The following is a 22,129-nucleotide window of genomic DNA, read 5'->3' on the forward strand; positions in this document are numbered from 1 at the left end:
TGATCATGTCCGTTATGTTAAATTCAGATTTCAAATATCCCTATTTTTATAGGGTTTTCAAATCTTCTCTCTGTTGCTCCCTAGAGCTCTGTATGTAACTTGATTTGCCTGCTTTGTGTTGCCCTTTTATTGCTTTATGACTATGTCATAGTCATATCAGTCTGTAACAACCACTTTTAAGACTCTGATTTCTAACGTCTTTGAATGTTTTTTAACCGGCTCTGCAGTGTTGAACTAAGTGAATCCAGTGAGACCCGTTGCAGCTCTAATTGACGCAAAACTCTCACGTCCAACGGTGTGGTTACATCTGTCTTGGAATCGGGGTCTCCCCCAGTCAATAGCACATCTGCTCGCCAGTCTCTTAAGACTGCCATTACGACCTGATCTGGCAAGCCTGAGAGGCTTTCTTCAAACTCCTCGATGAGTGAATTCTGTGCCTCAGGATAGTCAGAATAGATCGCAGCAATATCCCGCAATAACACTGCCCGCTCAGGATTCAATTTCTCTTCTTGATTTCTATTTGCGTCAAACAAAGGGCTACCTGATGTGGTTGAGCTATCTGGTTGGCCATTTTGCCAGTTTTCAGCAACCCCTCTCAACACACCGGGGATCCGGGACGTGAGCTGCCTGGCAAACTCCTCACGGTCCTCAGGAGCAGTTGAATTGAAGGCTTCAATGATCTTATCTTCCAGCTCTCCGCGTAAATAGACGGGAATGCTCTTGAGAATCTCTTTTAATGAGGGTTCCTGATTCGTAGTTCGAACTTTAGAGCCATCTCCTTCTGATCCGCGAAAGAACGGATTGGGAAGATCGTTTGAACCAGGTGGAAACGGGTTTTGTTCGCCCTGATGCTTACGGTCGTCGCCAAACAGTTCTTCATCGGGATTACGGTCACGAACGGGAACGTCGGGATGATTCAATTCGGCCAGATACGAATCAAGAACATCATGAAACCCTGCCGGCATGACAGGAGCCAGCTCGTCTAAGATAACCGCAGCTGCATAACCACTGTGAGAAGTCAAAACAGTGGCACGGGCTGATTCGGAAATCGTGATTACGAAAAAAGTCAGAAACAATGAGAAGATGATGCCTTTTGCTAGACCCAAAAGCGCTCCCAGATGACGATCAAACTCCTGGAACTTTAATGCATCAAGAGTTGATTTTAAACTTCGCGCCACTGTAAACGAAATAAATGAGAATACAATATAGATCACTAACATCGCGATCCAGCGATTCAACGGAGGCTTCACATTAATCATGGGAGCCAATTGCAAAGATAGCGATTCTGCAAAAGCAAAGCAAAGGACTAAAGCAGCAATCGCTGCCAATTGCCAGACCACTCCTTTGGAAGCCCCCTTCCAGATGGCGTAAAGCAAAATTCCCGCAATCAGTAAATCAAACCACATTTCGACATCCTGTCTAACTTGGATCTTCCATAATCATCGGGCGGACGGTCCTTCCCTGTTGGTACTCCCCCGATTTTTCGAAAATCAAGGGTAGGGGATTATAGGTAAAAATCACTGTCAGCGCAAAGACCAAATTAAGGCTTGTATCTCAGCAGTCAGATAGTATTCTCAAACTACATCTGAAATAATAATTTGGAATCACTACGTTTGAGGTGATGTGAATTTAATTGCTTAATCGCCACTTCAATGGTACTCAATTCTGAATTGATCAAAACTGTTTCTTGCTATCTAGCAGCAGCGTGATCGGCCCATCATTGACCAGCTCCACATCCATGTGTTCTTGAAAACGTCCTGTGGCGACTTCAATTCCATGCCCTTTCACTTCTGCCACAAAACTTTGATAGAGCTCATCTGCCTGTTCGGGACGGGCGGCATTCACAAAACTGGGGCGACGTCCTTTGCGACAATCGCCCAGTAAAGTAAACTGGCTCACGACCAGCATCTTCGCGTTAACATCAGATAATGCCAGATTCATTTTCCCGGCTTCATCTTCAAAGACACGGAGTCCCACAGTTTTCTGTGCCAGATAGATCACATCATCCTGTGTATCATCCTGTTCGACTCCGAGTAAAACCAAAAAGCCCTGTTCGATTTGTCCCGTGATCTCATTATTCACGGTCACACTCGCGCGGGAAACCCTCTGAACAACGGCTCTCAATTTGTCTCTCCTAATTGGTTCGTTTTCCTGATCATCACTCAGCCTTTCATCCCACGTGAACAGGAAAAGGGTTCGAGCGGAAGATCAAGTTTCTGTTGACAGATCAATTGTCTGACCAGCCTGGCGGTAATCGGTGAAAGTTGTAACCCATCGCGATAATGCCCGGCAGCCATTAACAGATTATCGTAGCCTTCCACAAATCCCAGATACGGTAGACCATCAATCGACTTGGGTCGTAAACCAGCCCAGGCACGTTCGAAGGTTGCCTCTTTCAAAGATGGGACAACAGACTGTGCAAACTGAATCAAGCCGCCAACGCCTTCAGCGGTATTGTCTTTATTAAAACCGACATTGCTTTCCGTCGAGCCGATCAGAATTTTACCATCACTACGAGGTACAAGATATTGACTACCACATTCGATCACATTACGAAACGGCAGGCAATTCACCGACAGCAAAACGATTTGTCCCTGGACAGGAACCAGTTCGCAATTGATTCCAAGTTTACTAAGAACTTCAGAAGACCAGGCGCCTCCTGCAATCACAGTTTTCTCTGCATGATGAATTTCTGATGAAGTTCGGACGCCTGTGATTTTGGAATCACTCATTTCAAAACCAACGATCGGCATTCCGGAATTAAGTTGAACTCCTTGATTTGCACAAGCCAGGAGCAGCGCCTTTAAGTGCCGGGGATTCCGAACCTGGCTCATCTCAGGAAGATAAAATGCTTTCTTCACCTGCTCGCTTAAAAACGATGCGCGCTCTTGTAACATCATTTGATCGAATTCTTCAATCAACGCACCTGAGTCGCGCCATTCTGAAATGAAGCCATCCCACTCGGCACTCTCATCACCAAGTGAAATCTGCAAACCACCGCAATTGATGAAACCGTTGTCGATGCCCGATTCCTCTTTCAACCGGCTCGACCATTCGGACCATAACAGCTTACTGGCGGCACGCAGTCGAATACCGGGAGTCATTGCCGACTTGAGATCCGCAGGAGGCAACATGCCCGCCCCTGCCCAGGATGCTTCTTTTCCCAGTTGCTGGCGGTCAAAGATGGCAACAGACAGACCTTGATTTGCTAATTCATAAGCGACAGATAGGCCAATGACCCCACCGCCAACAATATTCACATCCATCATAAGAATTATGTGCCCTGGTATCACTCAAAAACTCGGAGAACTCAAGGCGATTGATTATAGCGGACTGCTTACAGAATCAAAGGGTCGAGCAGAACTCTAACACCAAGAAACGATACCTCTTCTCTCGTAAGTGCTCACCAGCAAACCAAATTTACTTTTTCACACGACCAGGACGTAGCGTGCGCGCATATGTTGCAGCCAGCGTTCGTAAATTGGATCCGTAGACTTTCGTGAGTGCAGCCGGAATAGCTGTGCCACTTTTGAGCTCACGCAAAAGCAACGCCATTTTGGGCAATCCCCCACTTTTGATCAAAAACTCAACTAAAGTAAAGCCAACGGCCGATGTTTCTGCAGGAGAAAACGTTCCCTCAGCAAACAGTTGCTCAGGACGAGTGACTTTGGGAGCCGCTTCGAGCGCCTGCTGCCTTAACGATTCAAAATAGGTTTGACTTGATGAACCATTGGAGGCAAGCAGCAATCCTAATCCGCTTGATACCCACATTGGTACGTCCCCTGCCCCTCGTTGAATCGCCGCATTAGTGAGTCCCGCAATAACATTGGTTTGTAAATCAGGAGCATCCGCAGAAGCTTCATCGCCTACGTCCTGCAGTACCAAATAGGCATCCAGATAAATGGGGGTTACTTTAGAGTGCCAGGTCACTGTTCTATCAATACGACGGTCTTCAATAGTCTGGTTAAATTCCGAATAGCCAAAACGATCTTTATACACAAAGACTGCCAGCTTTCCTTTCCAGAGTGGCTTCTGCTTATCGTTGAACATCTTTCTTAAGGCATCGGCCTGTGTTTCAGCCCAGGCACTAATCTGCTTTAGTCGATCCGCACTGACGTTTCCGTAAAAAATGAACTCATCGGTCTCTAATATTTCTGCTTTCTCTTTTGTAAGAGCACGCTTCCAAAGTGATTCAGCATTTTCGCGTCGTAGATCGGCAAATTTTTCAGGCGAAAGTGTCGCTAATTCTGCCCTGCGTTTTTCATCTTCTGTCGGCACCATCGCTCGCAGTGCGGCCTTCGCATCTTTTCCGTCAAACCTGGCCCCTTCAGCAATCCAGGTTTTGAGATCTTGCGCATTTTTTCTTTTGAGCAATGCCTGCCCTTGTGGCATTTTAATTGGATCCTGTAAACCAACCAGATGCCAGAGGCGACTCTCATCTGGCTTACCAGGAACGATGACAGAACCACTTTCACCTCCACGTAGGATATCTTCAAATGTCACAACCGAAAATTCGCTCGCAGGATTATTACCACTATGACAACGCAAACAAAAATCCAACATCCAGGGTGCGACATCTTCCATAAAAGAAACTTTTTCGTCACCAGTCGCCATAACAACCTTGACTGGTTCTTTCTTTTTCTTCGTAGACGCTCCGATAGGATCGGTCTCTTTTTGTCCGTCGAAGCGTGCGCCTTCTGCAATCCAGCGTCCAATCAATTGAATCTGATTCAGTGCCAAGGGTGCTCCGTTTCGGGGCATACGTTGATTCCCGGTAGCAGTCAATTTGCGGATGATTAAACTGTTATTGGGATTACCTGGAGTCAGCAAGACACCATTGCGTCCTCCCTGCTTCATGCCGGCAAACGTATCCAGTTTCAGATTGGAACTAGCACGCTGTGCACCATGACAGTTCACACACCTTTCATTCAAGATAGGAGCAATCTGAGTCTCGAAGCTGATTCCCTGATTTCCTGCCACTTTTTTTCCGCCTCCCATCCCCTTCTCCAGAAGTTTGCGGCGCAATGCGATCAGTTTTTTAGTGCTCACAAGAATCGGGTCTGTTTCGGCGAGCATGGCATCTGCGGCAAGCTGCTCCAATTTCTTTTCTTCCGCATCTGTCGCTTCTTGGGCTTCTTCATACTTTTTCTGTCGAATCAACGAAGAAACCTTACCCAGGTTCTTTTTAATTGATGCCAATTCTCTTCTCTGCGCAGATGTGAGCTTCGCGGCCTCTACACTCCCCGCTATTACTCCCAAACACAATAGCAAGACAAAGAGAATTCGTAATACATTGACAGACTTAAATGACATAACTTGCCTCATTGCTTGCTTCTTGATTGATTACTTTAAAAAAATAGCCCCCTGCCCCACCCTATCACTACTTATTTTATTTAACTATAGGGTTTGAAAGCCGGGTGGAAAAACTACTTCTGGGATCAGCTTAAAACTTAACAGATGCTTACTTGTAGCCATCCAGTATAATCAGCCCCGGGATCAGAAAAAAGATCTGAACACATCGAAACAGAAATCTAAATAGAGTGTACAATGCTTCCTTTTAACTCAACCTCCCCTATCTAGTCCTCGTTCGCCTCTTTTTGACAATTGCCAGTAAGAAACCTCAGATTTTTCTGATGATGTTCCGAGACAAGCCTATCTCAGATTGTCTATAATAGAGGCAGCATAAGTACTTTTTTAATCACTTCTTGCAAAACCTCCGCTTTAAATTATGTCTCTGACAGCAGAATTATCACAAAAATCTAAGCACCTCCAGCAAATTTTGTCGACAATGGATCGCATTGTTGTCGCCTTTTCTGCAGGCGTTGACAGTACAGTGGTCGCTCAGGGGGCATTTTTAGCACGTGGCAATCACGCATTAGCAGTCACTGCAGTCAGCCCGAGTCTGGCTCTGGGAGAAAAAGAAGAAGCGATCAGACTGGCAGAACTGATTGGCATCGAGCACCGTCTCATTTCTACTTCGGAGTTTTCGCAAACTGACTACCGAGCCAATGCCCCCAACCGTTGCTTTTTCTGCAAAACAGAACTGTATCAACTACTCACCCGTTCTGTAGCATGTAATGAATGGGAAACGGCAACGCTTGTTAACGGGGCCAATCTTGATGATCAAGGGGACCACCGTCCGGGAATGCAAGCCGCTACGGACTTTCAAGTTCGCAGTCCTCTGATTGAAGCAGGTTTTACAAAGGTGGATGTCAGAAACTTAGCTCGTCACTGGGAACTCCCCATCTGGAATAAACCAGCACACCCCTGCCTTTCCAGCCGCATTGTTTATGGCGTGGAAGTGACAGAGGAACGCGTACAAAGAATCGACCAGGGAGAACAATATCTTCGCCAGCAATTTCAGATTGACGAACTGCGTGTTCGTCTGGAGCCGAATGAATTGGCGCGCATTGAAGTTCCACTTCACCAAATACAAAAATTGACCACGCCCACAGCAGTCGAAGAGATTACACAGGAGTTTTTAGCATTAGGTTTTCGCAATGTAACACTTGACTTGCAGGGATTTCGATCCGGTAGTCTCAATAGTTTTCTCTCCATTAATGACCTCCAGATAGCCGCTCAAAAAAAATGAGTCTCTGAAGGGATTGCATCTTGGCCCCTCTCAGAACAGAATAAACCAAAGAAAATACAGCAATCATTTGATAAGGAATACCAACCGTGGATCCACATAGCGATTCTTACATTGATCTTCGCAGTGATACCAAAACAAAACCGACACCCGAAATGCTGGAAGCAATGATGACCGCCGAGTTAGGCGATGACATGAACGGTGAAGATCCGACCGTGAATCGTCTGGAATCGATGGTCTGTGAAATGCTGGGAATGGAAGCAGCTGTCTTTGCCTGTTCGGGTACACAATCCAATCAAATGGGACTCAGGTCACATTGTCTTCCAGGCGATGAATTGCTGATTCATGAACTGGGACACATCGCCATCTTTGAAGGAGGTGCACCTGCAGTTCTAAGTGGTATTAGTTGCCGCACGTTGACTGGCGATAAGGGAATGTTGACTGTAGATACTTTGCAGGGGAAAATTCGTGCCGATGACCAGCACTTGTGTCGAACCCGGCTCCTCTGTGTGGAAAATACGACTAATGCCGGTGGTGGATACTATTACCCTCTGGGTCAACTCAATAAAATCTGCGATTGGGCACACGAAAATGGTTTAAAGACACATATGGATGGTGCTCGGGTCTTTAATGCCACAATCGCAGCGGGATACTCCATCAAAGAAGTCTGTGCTCCTCTCGATACCATTTCCATTTGTTTTTCGAAGGGTCTCGGCTGTCCGATGGGTTCTATTCTGGCTGGGCCGAAAGAAGAGATTGCCAAAGCACGACGATCCCGTAAAATTTTCGGCGGTGCTTTGAGACAAGCCGGAATCGTTGCTGCCGCTTGTGTCTACGCATTAGAAAACAACATTGAACGACTGCAAAAAGATCATGACAATGCCCGTTTCCTGGCAGAGCAACTGGCAACCATTGAAGGAATCTCCATTTCTCCTGAAGAGACCGAAACAAACCTGGTGTTTTTCGATATTCATCCGGAACTTGGCAACGCCATGCAACTTTCAAAAGCCTTGCACGAAATCGGGGTAGGCATTGGTGCAATGGGACATACCCGTCTTAGAGCCTGTACTCATTTAGATATCAGTCGAGAGAAAATTGCTCAGGTTCCCGCTGCCATCAAAGAAGCACTCAATTCCGGTCTCAATCAATATCAAGGAGTGGCAACAGGTCCTTACGCCCGCGGATAATTAGAGAGGCTCTCGCTATAGCATGTCCAATTCAACCATAGCGGCTTCAAAGCGATGATATGGGGTCCAAACAGCCTTGGAAACGCTACCATAAACTTCCATACAGGCTAAACTCTTAAAAGAGTGGCACTTAAAATAAAACCTTTAATATGTTTTGAGTTCAGTGCTTTCCCCCTCTCTATAATCCATAAAATCGTCACCAGCCACCGAGTCCCGGGTTGATCGGGCGATTTCTAGCCCTGAAATTAAACTTTCTACAATCTCTGCGTCGATGGAATAAAGGTTCAAACTCCCCTCAACGATTGAGGCCGTAAAGACATAGGACTATGTCTTACACTTAAGCCCAAATCTTGCTTTATATTCCATTGAGCTGGAGGATGTGCAGGAAGCCATTCTACATTCAATATTGATAACAAGCTGAAAACAGGTGTTCTTTTGCTCTATTAAGGGGCAAATTCACTTGAATTCAGTGAATTCAATGAAAGAAATGGCCATGACTGCAGACTACCAGTTGAATCGATCCCCCGTATTACGATATCATGAATCTCATGAAGTAAATAATGATCGGGAGAATTCTCTCCCGGCTGACACAGGATTCCGTGACAGGGGGAATGCCGCCATGGACGTTACCGGCACCAGTTCTATTTCCGGTTCTCTGCCAATCAATAAACAGGTTGAGCAGAATAACACCAACAATAAAGAAGCGCCCACCTCGAAACCGATCTCTTCACCAAAGGATGAATTAGAGATATCTTCAGCGGGGCGTATGCTGGATGAAATGACGAACGACTCTGAAATGCGCGCAGAACGGTTGGCACAAATCAAGGCAGCTATTGATGATGGCACTTATGAGACCGATGAAAAGCTCGATGCGGCTTTGAATCGTCTTTTAAACCAAATCGACGAATCTGCGTAATAACGCAGTTGCCGAAATTACAGAAATTGTTGAATTATTGAGTGAGAGATATCGGAACTCAATATAGAAAATCTGGAAACCACTATGTCTCCTATCGAGAACTTTAGAGAGTTTCTAGCCGGAAAAGGCATGCGGTTGACTCAGGAACGTGAGTTGATCGTGACTGAGGTCTTTTCATCTTGTGCATATTTTGATGCGGACCAGTTGGTAGAACGGATGGCAGCTCAAAAAACGGGGCGACGCGTTAGCCGTTCGACAGTCTATCGTACATTAGGCTGGCTGATAGACGCCGGCCTGTTACGAAAGATGACAGATATGATTAACCGTGATCGTGATGTTTATAGTACGATTTCGAGTAACCCACGTTTTCGACTATAAAAAATTTAGAAGAGAAAGAGACAACAGTGCTTAATTTAGAAAGCCTGGAAATCGCTGTTTCTCCTACCGAGAAATTCAGAGAATATCTGGCTACAAAGGGTATGAGACTGACGCAGGAGCGTGAATTGATCGTGACTGAAGTCTTCTCATCCCACGAACATTTTGATGCAGACCAGTTAGTCGAACGGATGGCGGCTCAAAAAACGGGTCGACGCGTCAGCCGTTCAACAGTTTATCGCACATTAGGCTGGTTGGAAGAATCGGGTTTATTGCGAAAAGTTGCAAGGACCAATGATCGCGATGTCTATGAGCACGATTATGGCTACCCGCAACACGATCACTTTATCTGCAAAAGCTGTGGGGAATTGTTCGAATTTCAGAATTCAGACATCGCGGAAATTCTGGAGAAACTTGCAGAAAAAATTAATTTCCGTATGAACGAACACCGACTCGAAGTGTATGGAATTTGTGAAGACTGCTCACGTCCAACTCAACGCCGCCATAAAAAGCTGGATCTGATCTAAATCTAAACTGCAAGATCCTTGGTCCCCAGTCGTCTGAGTATGTTCAATGACGCTTGACAGGAATCGCACGGTAAATCCTTAATAAGAGCAACATCACAATCAACGCTCCCACTGCGATACCAACTATCATAATCAGGCCCGTTGCATCGCCAAATAGCTTACGGATGGAAAGCTCCGGTGGCGCACCGGGTACTGTCGCCGGCCATTCGGCCAGCCAAATCCATTTCCAACCCATTAGTACGATCAGAGTTGCCGCACATAAATAGGGACCATAAGGGAGATAAGTTTTCCCTGTTACCATGCGGCTCAGAAACCCAATTAGTAATCCACACAAGGGTGCCAACGGTAAGATCAACAGGATTGGCTGCCACCCGACAAAACTGCCGATCATGGCCATTAGTGTTACATCTCCAAACCCTAAAGCTTCCTGGCCCAGTAAAACAGAAGAGATAAATCGCAAAGCCCATGTAAGCCCCCCTCCTACAATGAGCCCCGTCAAGCTCCAGACGAAACCATGCCAATGTGAGTGATCTTTGATCCACTCAGGAATGTAGGGACCAGATAAACCGGGAATCGCCTGGTTCCAGTCAACCCAAAAATGAATGATCTGAAGGTGCCCCGCGATAGTCGCTCCCAAGACACCAACAACCATTCCGGTCACTGTAATTTGATCGGGAATTAAATATTCTCGAAAATCGATACTGGTTGCGGCGACAAGCAAGGTCAACAGTACATAATGATTGAGCATTCTCCACTCTAGCATCGCTGCAGAAGGAGCTACGGAGGGTACTTCCAGACAACGTTGCTGCACAGCCATGAAATAATAAAACGCAAATAGTCCTCCCGTTGCCAGTTCCAGTAGTATTTCCGAACGAGGGATGTAAGTGGAACATTTTCGGCAACGGTTCCGAAAAGGAATCCAGCGAACAATGGGGACCAGTTTCCAACGGGAAATGAGAATTCCACACTTTTGACAACGGGAGAATGGCTGAGCTTCTGGGCTCAGAGACATTCTGCGAACCCAGATATTCACGCCAAACCCTACCACGGTTCCCAATAAAAATAAGATCCCCGCCATGATCAACGGTAATTGATCCTGAGGTATACTAACCAATTGTTCCGAGATAAATTGAGCCATATCTTAAACAAACCTGAACAAAACCTGCTTTCACATAGGTGATTTTATAAGAAGGCTTTGTTAAACTGTCCGTTAACTGATTTGATCGTAAGATTATGTTAGACGAGGATATGGTGAAGTCTGATGACTCCAATCGCAATTGCGGTTGCGTGAAAAAATGAAATTAGATGAAACTGGATTGAACCAGAGTCATCTCAAAGCATTGATTTCACAAACAGATCATCCGATCAATTCAGAGAACCAAAGCGCTCGCTCACTGCTTTGAAAATACTTTTGCGCTCGGAAAGGCCCCTGTAATGAGGAGAGTCTACAGACACAGTACGTACTGTACATTGTTGGCATGTTGTTTGAGTTTTTTAAGTATCGGTCAGGTATTCGCTGACGAAGTTTCCAATCCTCCACCAGAACCATCTGGTGCCGAAGCCCCAGCCCAGGAAGCAGCTTCTGTTGAATTAAACGGGGCCGATATGGCCTGGATGATGGTCTCTTCTGCATTAGTCCTCATGATGACGGCTCCTGGTCTTGCGCTTTTTTATGGCGGCTTGGTTCGTAAAAAGAATATCCTGGGCGTCATGATGCAATGTGTGTTCCTAATGGGACTCATGTCTGTCATCTGGGCAATATGGGGATACAGTCTGGCTTTTGGATCAGACATTTTGGGAGGCTTCATGGGAGGCTTTGATCATATCTTGCTTAAAGGAATTATCCCTACGTGGTCTGACGGCGCTGTTGTGGTACCTGACAATGGTTCCATTCCCACATCTCTCTTCATGGTCTTTCAAATGATGTTTTTCATTATTACACCTGCTTTGATTTGTGGCGCGTTTGCGGAACGTATGAAGTTCAGTTCAATGGTGGTCTTCTCAATTCTCTGGGGCACTTTTGTGTATTGTCCGATCGCTCATTGGGTCTGGTCTGATACGGGCTGGTTATGCGAATGGAACGAAAATGCACTCTACCCTGCCTTTGACTTTGCGGGTGGAACGGTCGTGCATATCAGCTCCGGCTTCTCAGCCCTTGTTTGTGCCATTCTACTCGGTAAACGTCTGGGATACGGTCAGGAACCGATGCCTCCCCACAATCTGACTTATACATTTATTGGTGCCACAATGTTGTGGGTTGGCTGGTTTGGATTTAATGCGGGTAGCGCAGGAGGAGCCAGTGCCGGAGCGGTGAATGCTTTTGTTGCCACACATTTGGCGGCGGCGGCTGGTGTTTTGGCCTGGGCTGCTGCGGAATGGGTCTACAACGGAAAACCCAGTATTCTGGGTGCCTGCTCAGGTGCAGTCGCAGGTCTGGTTTGTATTACACCTGCCTGCGGAACCGTGACTCCGCTTTCCGGAATCATTCTCGGACTCCTGGCAGGCTTTGCCTGTTACTTCGCTTGTACTACTCTGAAATCAAAGTTTAAATACGATGACTCGCTCGATGCGTTTGGAGTTCATGGCATTGGCGGTACTGTTGGAGCCATCCTCACAGGTGTATTTGCGACACGAGCCATCACGGGAGATGCTGAGGGATCTGGTTTACTGGAAGGTAATACCCAACAATTTATTAATCAATTAGTGAGTGTGGGTGCTGCGATTGTTATTTCAGTCATAGGAACCATTATCATTCTGAAGTTGATTGATTTGACCATGGGCTTACGAGTCAGTAAAGATGGTGAAATTCAGGGTCTTGACCTGAGTCAACATGGCGAAGAAGGATATATTTTCTTGTAAGACTATGAATTAATGGGAGTCAGCATCAGGTTGGCTTCCATTAATTTCCTTTAGAAAAGTAGACCTTAAAAACGATACAAGCGATTAGTTTTCATTGTTTTTAAGGAAATTAAATTGATGTATCGAGATTTCTATTCGAATTCGATATAATACTATAAGTGTGATAGTCGCTTGGGTTTCCGAAAGCGCTGGAAGAGAACCGAGCATTTTTCTGGGAGTATGATTCCGATGAAAAAAGTAGAAGCTGTCATCAGACATTTCAAGCTGGAAGAAGTTAAAGATGCTCTGACTGAAATTGGTGTCCAAGGCATGACGGTCTCTGAAGTCCGTGGTTTTGGACGTCAAAAAGGCCATAAGGAACAATATCGTGGTGCCGAATACACCGTCGATTTCCTACCAAAAGCCAAAATGGAAGTCATCGTCCCCGATGATCAAGTAAAGGCCGTTGTCGACACGATTTTAGAGTCAGCACGGACTGGTCAAATCGGCGATGGAAAGATCTTTGTGATGCCAGTCGAAGACATTATTCGTATTCGAACTGGCGAAGCGGGAGACACCGCCCTTTGATAATTCTGCGTAAAGCGAGGGGCGTTTTGCCGCCCCTTTTGCTTTACATCTGTGCAAATGCGACTCAAATCAGGGTTTTTCGAAAGTAACACTTGATGAAAAAGATACAGGCAATCATACGCCACTATAAATTAGAAGAGGTCAAAAACGCGATTTCCGAAATTGGAATCAGTGGGATGACTGTCAGTGAGGTACGTGGTTTTGGTCGTCAACGCGGTCACAAAGAAACTTATCGTGGCAATGAATATATCGTTGACTTTCTTCCTAAAGTGAAACTCGAAATCGTTGTTCAAGATGATATGGTTCAAAAGTCAGTAGAGACGATTACGGAAGTTGCCAGAACCGGTCAAATCGGTGATGGGAAAATCTTTATCACTGATCTGGAAGAAGTCATTCGAATCCGCACGGGAGAAACTGGACCGGAAGCGGTTTAAACATCAATTTGCTTCCTTCTACTACTTTCTGTCATGAACCCGGGCAACCTTTTTTCTTTTTCGTTTCAGCCTGGAATTTTTGATGTCATACATTTCTCCCACAAGCTCTGCGGCACAACCATTTGTTGTCTATCGAGCAAAGCTGGAGCAAGCCAGAGAACGTGGCCAAGAGTTATTAAAGAGTGGTGCGAGCGGCTTGCAGATCGCAACTGCAATTGCAGAATCAATTGAGCAATTAATCCTGCAGATTATCCAGGATCAATTTTACCAGCTACCTGAAGCAGAGCAAAAATTAATCAGTCAACACAGTACAATTATGGTCATCGGCGGCTCAGGACGCGGATTGATGGCCCCGTACTCTGATGTCGATTTGTTGTTTCTTTATCGTAGTCAGGTTACCAGTGAATTCTCAGAATTCGTCGGAAACGTTGTGCGTAATTTTTGGGACACAGGCCTGAAACTGGGACATAGCGTCAGGACTGTTGCAGATTCAGTCAAGATGGCGCGGACGGAACCAGAATTCGCAACTGCCATGATTGAAGCACGCTCGATCTGGGGAGACGAATCTCTTGCCGAACAACTAATCCGCAGCTTTTATCGGCATGTCATTTTATTTCGCAGACGAATTTTCTTTGAACAATGTGTCATAGCACGTTGGGAAGAGCGCGAGCAACATGGCGGCGCGGTCATGCAGTTGGAACCCGATATCAAACGATCGCCCGGTGGTTTGCGGGATATTCATTTACTGCGGTGGGCAGGTTACTCTCGTTACGGAACAGCGAATCTTGATATGCTGCGACTGGACAGCCGGATCAGCAGTCGTGATGTTCGCACGCTGAAGCATGCCCGCGATTACCTGCTCAAAGTACGTATTCAACTGCACTATGAAGCTGGCAAACAACAGGATTTATTCACCAAAGACACACAGCTCTGGATGGCCGAACAACGCAACATTGAAGGCACAAACGGACAACGCCCAGTAGAACTTCTGATGCAAGAATATTTCCAGCACAGCAAAGCCGTTGCTGAAATCACCGAACGTTTTATAAAAGCACATCGCCCTCAACCAGTTTTCTCTCGGATCTATAACTTTTTGATGACACACCGTTCGGATTCGATTCTAAAAATTGTGCCAGATCATTTGGATGTCGTTCCTAAATATCGCACCAAAGTCTGTAGTAACCTGGAAGAAATTCTCAAACTTTTCGATACCGCTTCTCTGTATGGCATCTCAATCGCTCCTGAACTTCTAGATACAATTCGTGAATCAACACTACAACTCCCCCCTGCTCTTACCAATGAGTCGATCGACCTATTTCGAGCTATTATGGACCGGAGTAATAACTTAGGACCGACGCTGCGAACGATGTTTGAAACGGGAGTCTTAAATTTACTGATCCCCTACATGAAACACGCCTACTGTTTATTGCAATTTAATCAATACCACAGTTACACCGTCGATGAACATACTTTTCGCGCGATTGAAGCGGCTGAAACTTTTGCTAACGATGATTCGCCCCTGGGCAGTTCCTATCGACGTATTGAAAAGAAAGATATTCTAAATCTGGCCATTCTGCTACATGATATCGGTAAAGGTTATGGAGAAGACCACAGCAAAATGGGGGCAATGATTGCCGCAGACACGGCAGTCCGCTTTGGCTTGAAAGAGGAAGAACAAAAATTATTGGTCTTTTTGGTGCGAGAGCATTTAACAATGGCCCATCTGGCCTTTCGTCGCGATATTTCAGACCCTGATATTCTGTTCGCTTTCAGCCAGAAAGTAGGTAGCCCGGAAAAATTACGAATGCTGTACGTACTCACTGCCGCTGATATTACTGCGGTAGGTCCCGGTGTGTTTACTGACTGGAAATCAGAATTGCTTTCGGATCTGTATGAACGAACCATGCTGTTACTTGGTGGTAAACATTCCCGCTACAATCGAGATCAACGGCTTTCGCGCGTTAAGCAGCGTGTACGTAGTCATCTCGAACTTCCCCAGGTTCTGGAAAACGAAGAAGACACGACACCCTGGTTTACTGAATTGTTTAACTCGTTTTCTCCGCATTATCTATTGGTGACTCCTTCAGAGCGTATTGCTGCTGACATCAAAATCTTGCGGGATCTTCCCGCAGATCAAATTGTTGTGGAAGGAGAATTTGAGCCAGAGACCAGAACGGTCAACTACCATGTGATCGCGCAAGCCATGTATTCACAATCCTGTTTTCATCGAGTGGTCAGCGTCTTCACATCCAAACGGATGGATATTATCTCTGCCCAGATTACTACGAGCGCTTCTGGTGGAGTTGTCGATAGTTTTCGAGTGATCGATAACGATTATGCGGAAGAAGTCCCAGCCAGTCGCATCAAAAAAATGGAAACGGAAATTCGCAAAGCAGTTGTTGGTGAATCTGATGCCAAAACAATGTTTTTAAATAACCAGCGTTTTCAAGAAGCGGCAAGCTTGAGTGGTGAATTTGATTTGGGTCGCGTCGAAATTGACAATCAATCATCCAAACGTTGCACAATTATTGATGTGATCGCTCATGATCGGATCGGTCTGTTATATATTGTTTCACGCGCGATTAGCCGCATGGGATTGTCAGTCGTGATGGCAAAGATTTCAACACACCTCGACCAGGTTGTAGATGTCTTCTATGTGATTGACGAACAGGGACAGAAAATAGAAGACGATGCGAGGTTACAAGATATCAGCAAACAGTTGCAGGAGACTCTGCATGAATTTGAGCTGGAAGGATACAAAAGGTATCAACGAGTCTAGTACAGTAATTCAAACAACTAAGCAGGGATTACTTCTAAAAAAGTAATCTCACTATCCACATGAATTTGACAATCAGGGGCCGTTGCAGGTATCAACATGGTTTTCCCCGGTAGCAGTTCATAAGTTTCTGCACCACAGTCCAACTGGCCTTCCCCTTCCAAAACAATTACTACCTGTGCTCGTCTTAAGTCAGGTAGTAAGAATGAATGGTGGGACAGATGGCGCCGAATTGAAAAATACTCTGATTCCAAGAGTTGCTCAATCTGGTGTCCTGCAGCAGATTGTTTCAGAGGCTGGAGTAAATCCACCGGCCCTCTTTCAAAATCGATACTCGCAAAAGCCTTCGCAACATGTAAGGGACGCGGGTTTCCTGATTGATCAAGGCGATTCCAATCAAATAGGCGAAATGTGATATCACTAGTTTGCTGAATTTCTGCCAACAGGACACCCTCACCAATCGCATGGAGCGTACCCGCAGGAATAAAAATAGAATCTCCCTTTTGCACAGGATAACTATGTAAACATTCTTGAGTGGTCCCCTGCTCCAGATGCCGTCTGAGTTCACGTTCATCGACACCTGATTTTAAACCCGCATAGATTTGACTTTCTTCGGTGGCATCAAGAATCACCCAGGCTTCAGATTTTCCTGACTCGATCGAATCGATGGTCTGCAGGTGAGAGTTATCAGGATGGACCTGTAAAGACAAACGGTCAGTCGCATCAATGAATTTAATTAATAGCGGAAACGTTGTATTACAATTTCCAACCCCAAAAAGGGCATCCGGATCTTTTTGAATCAGTTGAGAGAGAGTCCAGCCAGCGAATTCTCCATTGGCGATTCGAGTTTGGGCTGCAGGATGGTCAGACAGTTCCCAACTCTCACCGTAGTCCCCTTCCAAGCCAATTAATTTATGCAACTGTGTCCCCAAACGTTCTCCTCCCCATCGAGTACGCTTAAAAATAGGCGTAAACTCAAGTGGTAACAGAGTTGCCGTGGATTGAACTTCTTGCAGTGACATAATTGAAGAAAAGTAATCTCAATAAAGAGGATAGAAAGAAGAGTAAAAATAGAGACTTACGTAATGCTAAACCACGAAAGTCTGCAATTGCAACTATAATCTCAATGATTTGCGATAAGCGAGTTCTCATTGACTTTTTTTGGTTTTTTATCGAATTCACCTTCTACAAAGGTTCCAATTGCCATAAACCGAAACACCTGCTAATCTCTCCCCCCCCTGCAATCCTTGTAGTCATTTAATTCATTTGTATACATAGCCCAAAACACAATGAAACGGCTGCAATCAATAGATTTATCACTGTTTATCTATGAAAGGCTGATAAGTGGCAGAGTTGTTAGTACAAAGTTTGGAGTTGGAACTTTCAATCGGTGATACAATTCAAATAGGCGATCAGTTTTTGACCGTGGTTGATATCGAGGGAGATGAAATACTTTTTCAGTTAGATTCAGGGGATCCGCCGAATCCTAAACCTGAAACAGATTCCAACTCACAATCATATCGCTGATACACAAACAAAACGACGAGCTCTCGTTCAAAAAATCAAAACAGGCTCAACTCGATCTGAATTGACTCATTTCCATACAAGTTAAACTATCATTCGATTTGATCTAGAACTCGATCTGATAACGTTTAGTCATCTCTCTACGAATTGACGCCGTAGAGTCTTCGATTTCTTTCCAGCTAGTGAAACGAACCCCCGTCGCTTTAGATTGCTCTTCTGCCCGGTTCTGAATCTTCACACTCGCATTTGAACGGCGACCATAATAATTATTGTTTGAATCATAATTATAACTGTAATTCCCATAGACGCTGGAATTACGAACTCCAGTGCGCGATCCAGCTGCTCTTTTTGCTAAAGCAACACCGCGGAGCGTTTCAGCGACTTTTGAGCCATAGGCAAGTAAATCTTCATCGACGTTTAAGATGGGAAGCCTATCGATTTTTCGCGCATAACGTTCATTGTAAACAATATGATTATCGCGATTTGTTTGAAGGTATTTCCGTAAATCGTCAATGAGAACCGCTACCGACTTGAAATAAGTCAACGAAGCCTGAGCAACTTTTTCTGGACTACCCGGGCTTAAATCTTCGTCTTTCAATTCGCTGAATTTTGTTGAAGGAATTTCCAGGATACTAAACACACGACGCATGCCATCATTGGTAAGAGAGCCGCTGAGAATGATTGACTTTCCTTTTAGCTCGACTTTCCATTTTTCTAAATCATCCAAGTGGACTCCCAAATCATCTACGATTTCCAAAACCATGGGTTTCGCAAGACTAGCAAATTTTGCTGTCTCCGAACTAAAATCGATTCGTAATTCTCCGTCAGCTTTGCTGTCTAACTTGACAGAAAAAGTGGCACCTTGAATCCCACTGATTAGTTCAGTTAGCTCTTTTATTTTCTGTTCATTTCCTTTTAGCACATTTGACTTCTTAAGGCCTTCCTCAAGTTTATGGGGTTGTGTGCTATCTTTCAGGTCAATTGCCATCGCAATTTGTGGCCCCCCCCGGCGCACTACCTTTGTAGCTCGACTCAAATAAGGTGAAAGAACAGAACTGGAGTTTTTTCGGCCAAAGTCCGCCCAGCGAGAAACAGCTTGTCGATTAGCAGGATGCATAACACCCATGACAGAAGTACTAAGCCTGACGAAGTAGGCATCGCTGGGAGTCCATGCGGCATGCAAACCATTAATTGAATCCACATAGCCACCTTCCGCCCGTGCAATAGAACGCATCGGAATCGGTTCTTGCAAATCCATGACAGCCAATTCCCAGTTCTGCCCTAAGTCATTCGCAAAGTTAAGTTGCGCTGCAATGACAATTTTATCTGCTTCAGGTGGCAAAAAAATGGGCCGTTCGACATAAGCAGCTTCATGTTTTTTTTCCCAACCTTCTTTTTTTGCCAGCGAGCTGGCATGCATCCCAGAAACATCAATGACAACAATCGAATTTGCACTGGCAGGAATTCTGTTGAGTAAGTCTTCAAACTGGGCCCATACTGGAACCTCATAGAAAGGAGCAGAAAGCAAGCAGGCTGCAACAATCATCAGTGGCTTGATACCAGTTTTCGATAGTGACTTGAAAAACAAAAAGGAGAACATACGCAGAGAAGCTTGATGAATGTGTTTCATGATTCAACCTTTGATGTGGAGCCCGAATGCCTGAATTAATAATTCAGGCAAAATTTGCATTGGAACGCGTTTGAAATGAATCCAGAATAGGAATGAAATTATCATACCAAGCTAAATCATCTTGCGCCTAATACTATCGTGTTTTTTCAAGGCTGCTTTGGCGATTCAGTTTTTCAACATTATTAAGGATCAAGAAACAGTGAAGATTCACAGTGTATTCATGTTAAATTCAGGTGTTGATATGCATCTCTTGAACACACATCCAAACAAGTCTAATGTACTGAAACTGATAAGAACCGCGGAAATAGAGATAGATGAAGAGTTAATAACAAAAAATACCTCAAAGTATTTGTTGATTGTCCGTTTTCGGTAAACAGAAATTACATCTACTTATGAGTCAGCGTCTTCGGATCGGCTGGAAAGAGACACCATTTTGGTACTTGGGGAATCGCCAATTTCTTTTGTTTTGTCTCAGCAATGATCTCTTGAAAGCGGGGAATCTTTTTTACCCATAGTGTCGCCTGCGGATCTTCATAGATCTGCACCCAGTCTTGGCGTTGCTCCAAATAACCCAACACTTTCAAAGACGCAGGCAGTAATAATATTTCCGTTGGGTACTGGTCAAGCAAGGGAGTGGGACCACGCGAGTTCTTATCTAACTTTTGAAATTGTATTAATTCTTCTTCTAACTTGGCCGAGTATACAGTTCGATATCGACCATCAAAGGCAATCCGCGACTCCGGAAACGTTTGCCAGATAACATACTGTGCCCAACCATAATCCGTTAAAATATTTCCGGTAAGATTTTCGTCTTGCATAACTTCGATTGTCGCAACGGGCATACCTGGTGCTCTGCTTTGTGTTTCCACTCCAATCTCCCAGGGAGGTACTGACTCTTCCCAGAGCTTTATAATCGTATGAACTGCCAGCCCACTAACCATCAACATAGTAAAAGCAACTAATAGAAAACGTATTTTCCTGCGCGGTTCTCCTCCCCACTGTTGATTTAGATAAGGAAATAATCTTCGAATCGCATCAGAAATTGGCCTCGGTAATAAAATAATAACAGCGATTGCCAGTAATGCCACATGTCTGATATGACTGACGGCTTGATAAGCGACCACTGTGATTAAAATGAGGTCGACCCACTCCCACTTTCGTGAACCGAAAAATGCCAGCCCGATTAACAAAAAGGGAATATAGTATAACAATGCCTGTTGCGCATCCCAAAGTGGTTGCCACTCACGGACAATCTGTTTTGTGATTAAATGATCCCACAACATCTGATGTAATTGAATTCCATAAGGATTGATCAGTGTCACAGTCCAGGCAAGACCAATGGTAATACACAACCGAAAAAAATCTCTTTGTTGATATTGCGATTGATAAACGCCCTTGCCCATCCAAAGTAATACAACCCCTTGAATTCCAACGCCGGCCAGAAAACCACCATGAGAGTTTGCCCAAAACAACATCACGACCGGCAGATACCAAATTGATTTTGATTGGGGATGATTGAGATAATGCCTTAAGAGCAACAGAGTTAATGCAAAACAGCCAAAAGTGACAAGTTGAGGACGAACGAAAACTACAAACTGGGAAAGGCAGAATGCAGTATAAACCAGTAATAAGATTGCAGCAGCAAGACTTGCTTTGAATTTTCGCAACGCAAACCAGGCAGAAATAAAAATCACCAACAACCAGAAATTACGCCACAACCAAAGTCCAATATTTCCATAATTGCTCCATAACCAACCAAAAGACAGCTCAGAAAGCCATTCGTGATTCACCCAGATGGCACCTGGTTCGGTATAACAAAATGGATCGGAGTATTCTACCAGAACATGTTGTTCTATCGCACGCAGACCATAAAGCGTATGTCCCCACAGATCAGGATCAGCAATCGTCACAGTGGAAGTTAAAAATAGACAACATCCCCAGATCATCGCAGTGGAAAGCCACCACTCTTGATCACTCATGGTCCATTCGCCGGGAACGTGTTCTAAATCAGGTCCTTTCACAAGCTTGCCTCTGCCAGATAATTCATTACTCTCTTTGGATCTATTACCGTTTCATAGTGAATAATAAAAAAAAGATCTGCACATGATTGTACAGACCTTTTGATTTTCGTTTTCAATCTCATCGCCAGCAAATACTGAGTAGAATAAAACTCATTATTTACTTTTAAGAATGTCTTCCAGACTGGGAAGCGGAGTATGGATTGGTCCCAACACAGGCAAGTCTTCGCCATTTGCTGGAGATTCTTCATAAGAAGTCAGATCAATTTGTGCGTAAATTTGAACGAACATTTTATGCGAATAAGGAGCTCTAGGATCACCGCCTATTGCGACAACTTCTCCTTTTTGCTTCAAAACATTCGTGTAGTTATATGGTCTAAAGTAGTAATAACCATGATAAACTGGTGTGTAAGGATAATGAGGGTACATATCTCCTGTTGTTTTCCAATTCCACCAAGGTCGCTTCTTTAATTTGCAAAAACCATTGCAATAACTACTGCCACACATATTACAAACACCATATCCACCACCTGAACCATCTCCCCCACCTGACTGGCAAGAGCCGCCTGGCATGCAGGAATGGGCTGCAGGATAACTACATTCACATGATGCTAATGAGATAGTTGCGGGAGCACTGACTGTGCTAGCAGGAATGACTTCACCATCATACTGCCAGGCACTTAAACCGATGAGCAATGCAAAACTCGCATTCATGAGACCACCTTTT

18 protein-coding genes are annotated in these 22,129 nt (G+C 44.8%); 9 read left to right on the forward strand and 9 right to left on the reverse strand.

Annotated features, from left to right (window positions below):
• Nucleotides 1-191 precede the first annotated feature (191 nt).
• The 4 genes from V202x_RS13750 to V202x_RS13765 form a co-directional block, all read right to left on the reverse strand.
• Nucleotides 192-1,406 carry a CvpA family protein gene (locus V202x_RS13750; RefSeq protein ID WP_145175750.1) on the reverse strand — a complete coding sequence of 405 codons (1,215 nt, stop codon included), beginning with the start codon at nucleotides 1,404-1,406 and terminating at the stop codon, nucleotides 192-194.
• A 268-nt stretch (nucleotides 1,407-1,674) separates the two neighbouring features.
• Entirely contained in the window at nucleotides 1,675-2,124 is a 450-nt protein-coding gene (gene dtd, locus V202x_RS13755; RefSeq protein WP_145175753.1) for a D-aminoacyl-tRNA deacylase, read from the reverse strand.
• Nucleotides 2,125-2,162: 38 nt separating this feature from the next.
• Entirely contained in the window at nucleotides 2,163-3,269 is a 1,107-nt protein-coding gene (thiO, locus tag V202x_RS13760) for a glycine oxidase ThiO (protein WP_145175756.1), read from the reverse strand.
• A gap of 151 nt (nucleotides 3,270-3,420) precedes the next feature.
• Nucleotides 3,421-5,313 (reverse strand): c-type cytochrome domain-containing protein, encoded by a 1,893-nt coding sequence (locus V202x_RS13765; protein WP_197993384.1) that lies wholly within the window; start codon nucleotides 5,311-5,313, stop codon nucleotides 3,421-3,423.
• Nucleotides 5,314-5,728: 415 nt separating this feature from the next.
• Here V202x_RS13765 and larE point away from each other — a divergent pair, with 415 nt between their 5' ends.
• From larE to V202x_RS13790, 5 genes are all read left to right on the forward strand, one after another.
• A complete protein-coding gene (gene larE, locus V202x_RS13770; RefSeq protein WP_145175763.1) occupies nucleotides 5,729-6,592 on the forward strand; it encodes an ATP-dependent sacrificial sulfur transferase LarE in 864 nt (287 codons plus the stop codon).
• 86 nt (nucleotides 6,593-6,678) lie between these two features.
• Nucleotides 6,679-7,776: a threonine aldolase family protein gene (locus tag V202x_RS13775; RefSeq protein ID WP_145175765.1), complete on the forward strand. Its 1,098-nt coding sequence runs from the start codon at nucleotides 6,679-6,681 to the stop codon at nucleotides 7,774-7,776.
• A gap of 469 nt (nucleotides 7,777-8,245) precedes the next feature.
• Entirely contained in the window at nucleotides 8,246-8,692 is a 447-nt protein-coding gene (locus tag V202x_RS13780; RefSeq protein ID WP_232099013.1) for a flagellar biosynthesis anti-sigma factor FlgM, read from the forward strand.
• Between the two features lie 84 nt (nucleotides 8,693-8,776).
• Nucleotides 8,777-9,070 (forward strand): Fur family transcriptional regulator, encoded by a 294-nt coding sequence (locus V202x_RS13785; RefSeq protein WP_145175771.1) that lies wholly within the window; start codon nucleotides 8,777-8,779, stop codon nucleotides 9,068-9,070.
• A gap of 26 nt (nucleotides 9,071-9,096) precedes the next feature.
• On the forward strand, nucleotides 9,097-9,594 hold the full coding sequence (locus tag V202x_RS13790) for a Fur family transcriptional regulator (RefSeq protein WP_144986816.1): 498 nt from the start codon (nucleotides 9,097-9,099) through the stop codon (nucleotides 9,592-9,594).
• 43 nt (nucleotides 9,595-9,637) lie between these two features.
• On the opposite strand, the gene V202x_RS13795 is transcribed toward V202x_RS13790, so the two are convergent.
• Nucleotides 9,638-10,732 (reverse strand): prepilin peptidase, encoded by a 1,095-nt coding sequence (locus V202x_RS13795; RefSeq protein ID WP_232098979.1) that lies wholly within the window; start codon nucleotides 10,730-10,732, stop codon nucleotides 9,638-9,640.
• 296 nt (nucleotides 10,733-11,028) lie between these two features.
• Here V202x_RS13795 and V202x_RS13800 point away from each other — a divergent pair, with 296 nt between their 5' ends.
• The 4 genes from V202x_RS13800 to glnD all read left to right on the forward strand — a co-directional run bounded on the left by V202x_RS13800 (nucleotide 11,029) and on the right by glnD (nucleotide 16,233).
• Nucleotides 11,029-12,453 carry an ammonium transporter gene (locus V202x_RS13800; protein ID WP_409996676.1) on the forward strand — a complete coding sequence of 475 codons (1,425 nt, stop codon included), beginning with the start codon at nucleotides 11,029-11,031 and terminating at the stop codon, nucleotides 12,451-12,453.
• A gap of 228 nt (nucleotides 12,454-12,681) precedes the next feature.
• On the forward strand, nucleotides 12,682-13,020 hold the full coding sequence (locus V202x_RS13805) for a P-II family nitrogen regulator (RefSeq protein WP_144986818.1): 339 nt from the start codon (nucleotides 12,682-12,684) through the stop codon (nucleotides 13,018-13,020).
• Between the two features lie 95 nt (nucleotides 13,021-13,115).
• Complete coding sequence (locus tag V202x_RS13810; protein WP_144986819.1) at nucleotides 13,116-13,454, forward strand: P-II family nitrogen regulator; 339 nt, start codon at nucleotides 13,116-13,118, stop codon at nucleotides 13,452-13,454.
• 82 nt (nucleotides 13,455-13,536) lie between these two features.
• Nucleotides 13,537-16,233, forward strand: a complete 2,697-nt coding sequence (gene glnD, locus V202x_RS13815; protein WP_145175774.1) for a [protein-PII] uridylyltransferase — start codon at nucleotides 13,537-13,539, stop codon at nucleotides 16,231-16,233.
• A gap of 17 nt (nucleotides 16,234-16,250) precedes the next feature.
• Here glnD and V202x_RS13820 read toward each other — a convergent pair whose 3' ends face one another.
• The 4 genes from V202x_RS13820 to V202x_RS13835 all read right to left on the reverse strand — a co-directional run bounded on the left by V202x_RS13820 (nucleotide 16,251) and on the right by V202x_RS13835 (nucleotide 22,116).
• A complete protein-coding gene (locus tag V202x_RS13820; RefSeq protein WP_145175777.1) occupies nucleotides 16,251-17,252 on the reverse strand; it encodes a type I phosphomannose isomerase catalytic subunit in 1,002 nt (333 codons plus the stop codon).
• A gap of 608 nt (nucleotides 17,253-17,860) precedes the next feature.
• Entirely contained in the window at nucleotides 17,861-19,384 is a 1,524-nt protein-coding gene (locus V202x_RS13825; RefSeq protein WP_145175780.1) for a hypothetical protein, read from the reverse strand.
• 386 nt (nucleotides 19,385-19,770) lie between these two features.
• On the reverse strand, nucleotides 19,771-21,405 hold the full coding sequence (locus V202x_RS13830; protein WP_145175783.1) for a hypothetical protein: 1,635 nt from the start codon (nucleotides 21,403-21,405) through the stop codon (nucleotides 19,771-19,773).
• 153 nt (nucleotides 21,406-21,558) lie between these two features.
• On the reverse strand, nucleotides 21,559-22,116 hold the full coding sequence (locus tag V202x_RS13835) for a hypothetical protein (RefSeq protein ID WP_144986829.1): 558 nt from the start codon (nucleotides 22,114-22,116) through the stop codon (nucleotides 21,559-21,561).
• Between the last annotated feature and the right edge of the window lie 13 nt (nucleotides 22,117-22,129).

The sequence above is a fragment of the Gimesia aquarii genome, from assembly GCF_007748175.1.
GTDB lineage: Bacteria > Planctomycetota > Planctomycetia > Planctomycetales > Planctomycetaceae > Gimesia > Gimesia aquarii_A.

Bases quoted from the DNA above. Each gene is read 5' to 3' on its own strand.
- V202x_RS13750 (WP_145175750.1), bottom strand. From the start codon at position 1,406: ATGTGGTTTGATTTACTGATTGCGGGAATTTTGCTTTACGCCATCTGG.
- thiO (WP_145175756.1), bottom strand. From the start codon at position 3,269: ATGATGGATGTGAATATTGTTGGCGGTGGGGTCATTGGCCTATCTGTC.
- V202x_RS13765 (WP_197993384.1), bottom strand. From the start codon at position 5,313: ATGTCATTTAAGTCTGTCAATGTATTACGAATTCTCTTTGTCTTGCTA.
- larE (WP_145175763.1), top strand. From the start codon at position 5,729: ATGTCTCTGACAGCAGAATTATCACAAAAATCTAAGCACCTCCAGCAA.
- V202x_RS13785 (WP_145175771.1), top strand. From the start codon at position 8,777: ATGTCTCCTATCGAGAACTTTAGAGAGTTTCTAGCCGGAAAAGGCATG.
- V202x_RS13795 (WP_232098979.1), bottom strand. From the start codon at position 10,732: ATGGCTCAATTTATCTCGGAACAATTGGTTAGTATACCTCAGGATCAA.
- V202x_RS13800 (WP_409996676.1), top strand. From the start codon at position 11,029: ATGAGGAGAGTCTACAGACACAGTACGTACTGTACATTGTTGGCATGT.
- V202x_RS13805 (WP_144986818.1), top strand. From the start codon at position 12,682: ATGAAAAAAGTAGAAGCTGTCATCAGACATTTCAAGCTGGAAGAAGTT.
- V202x_RS13810 (WP_144986819.1), top strand. From the start codon at position 13,116: ATGAAAAAGATACAGGCAATCATACGCCACTATAAATTAGAAGAGGTC.
- glnD (WP_145175774.1), top strand. From the start codon at position 13,537: ATGTCATACATTTCTCCCACAAGCTCTGCGGCACAACCATTTGTTGTC.
- V202x_RS13820 (WP_145175777.1), bottom strand. From the start codon at position 17,252: ATGTCACTGCAAGAAGTTCAATCCACGGCAACTCTGTTACCACTTGAG.
- V202x_RS13825 (WP_145175780.1), bottom strand. From the start codon at position 19,384: ATGAAACACATTCATCAAGCTTCTCTGCGTATGTTCTCCTTTTTGTTT.
- V202x_RS13835 (WP_144986829.1), bottom strand. From the start codon at position 22,116: ATGAATGCGAGTTTTGCATTGCTCATCGGTTTAAGTGCCTGGCAGTAT.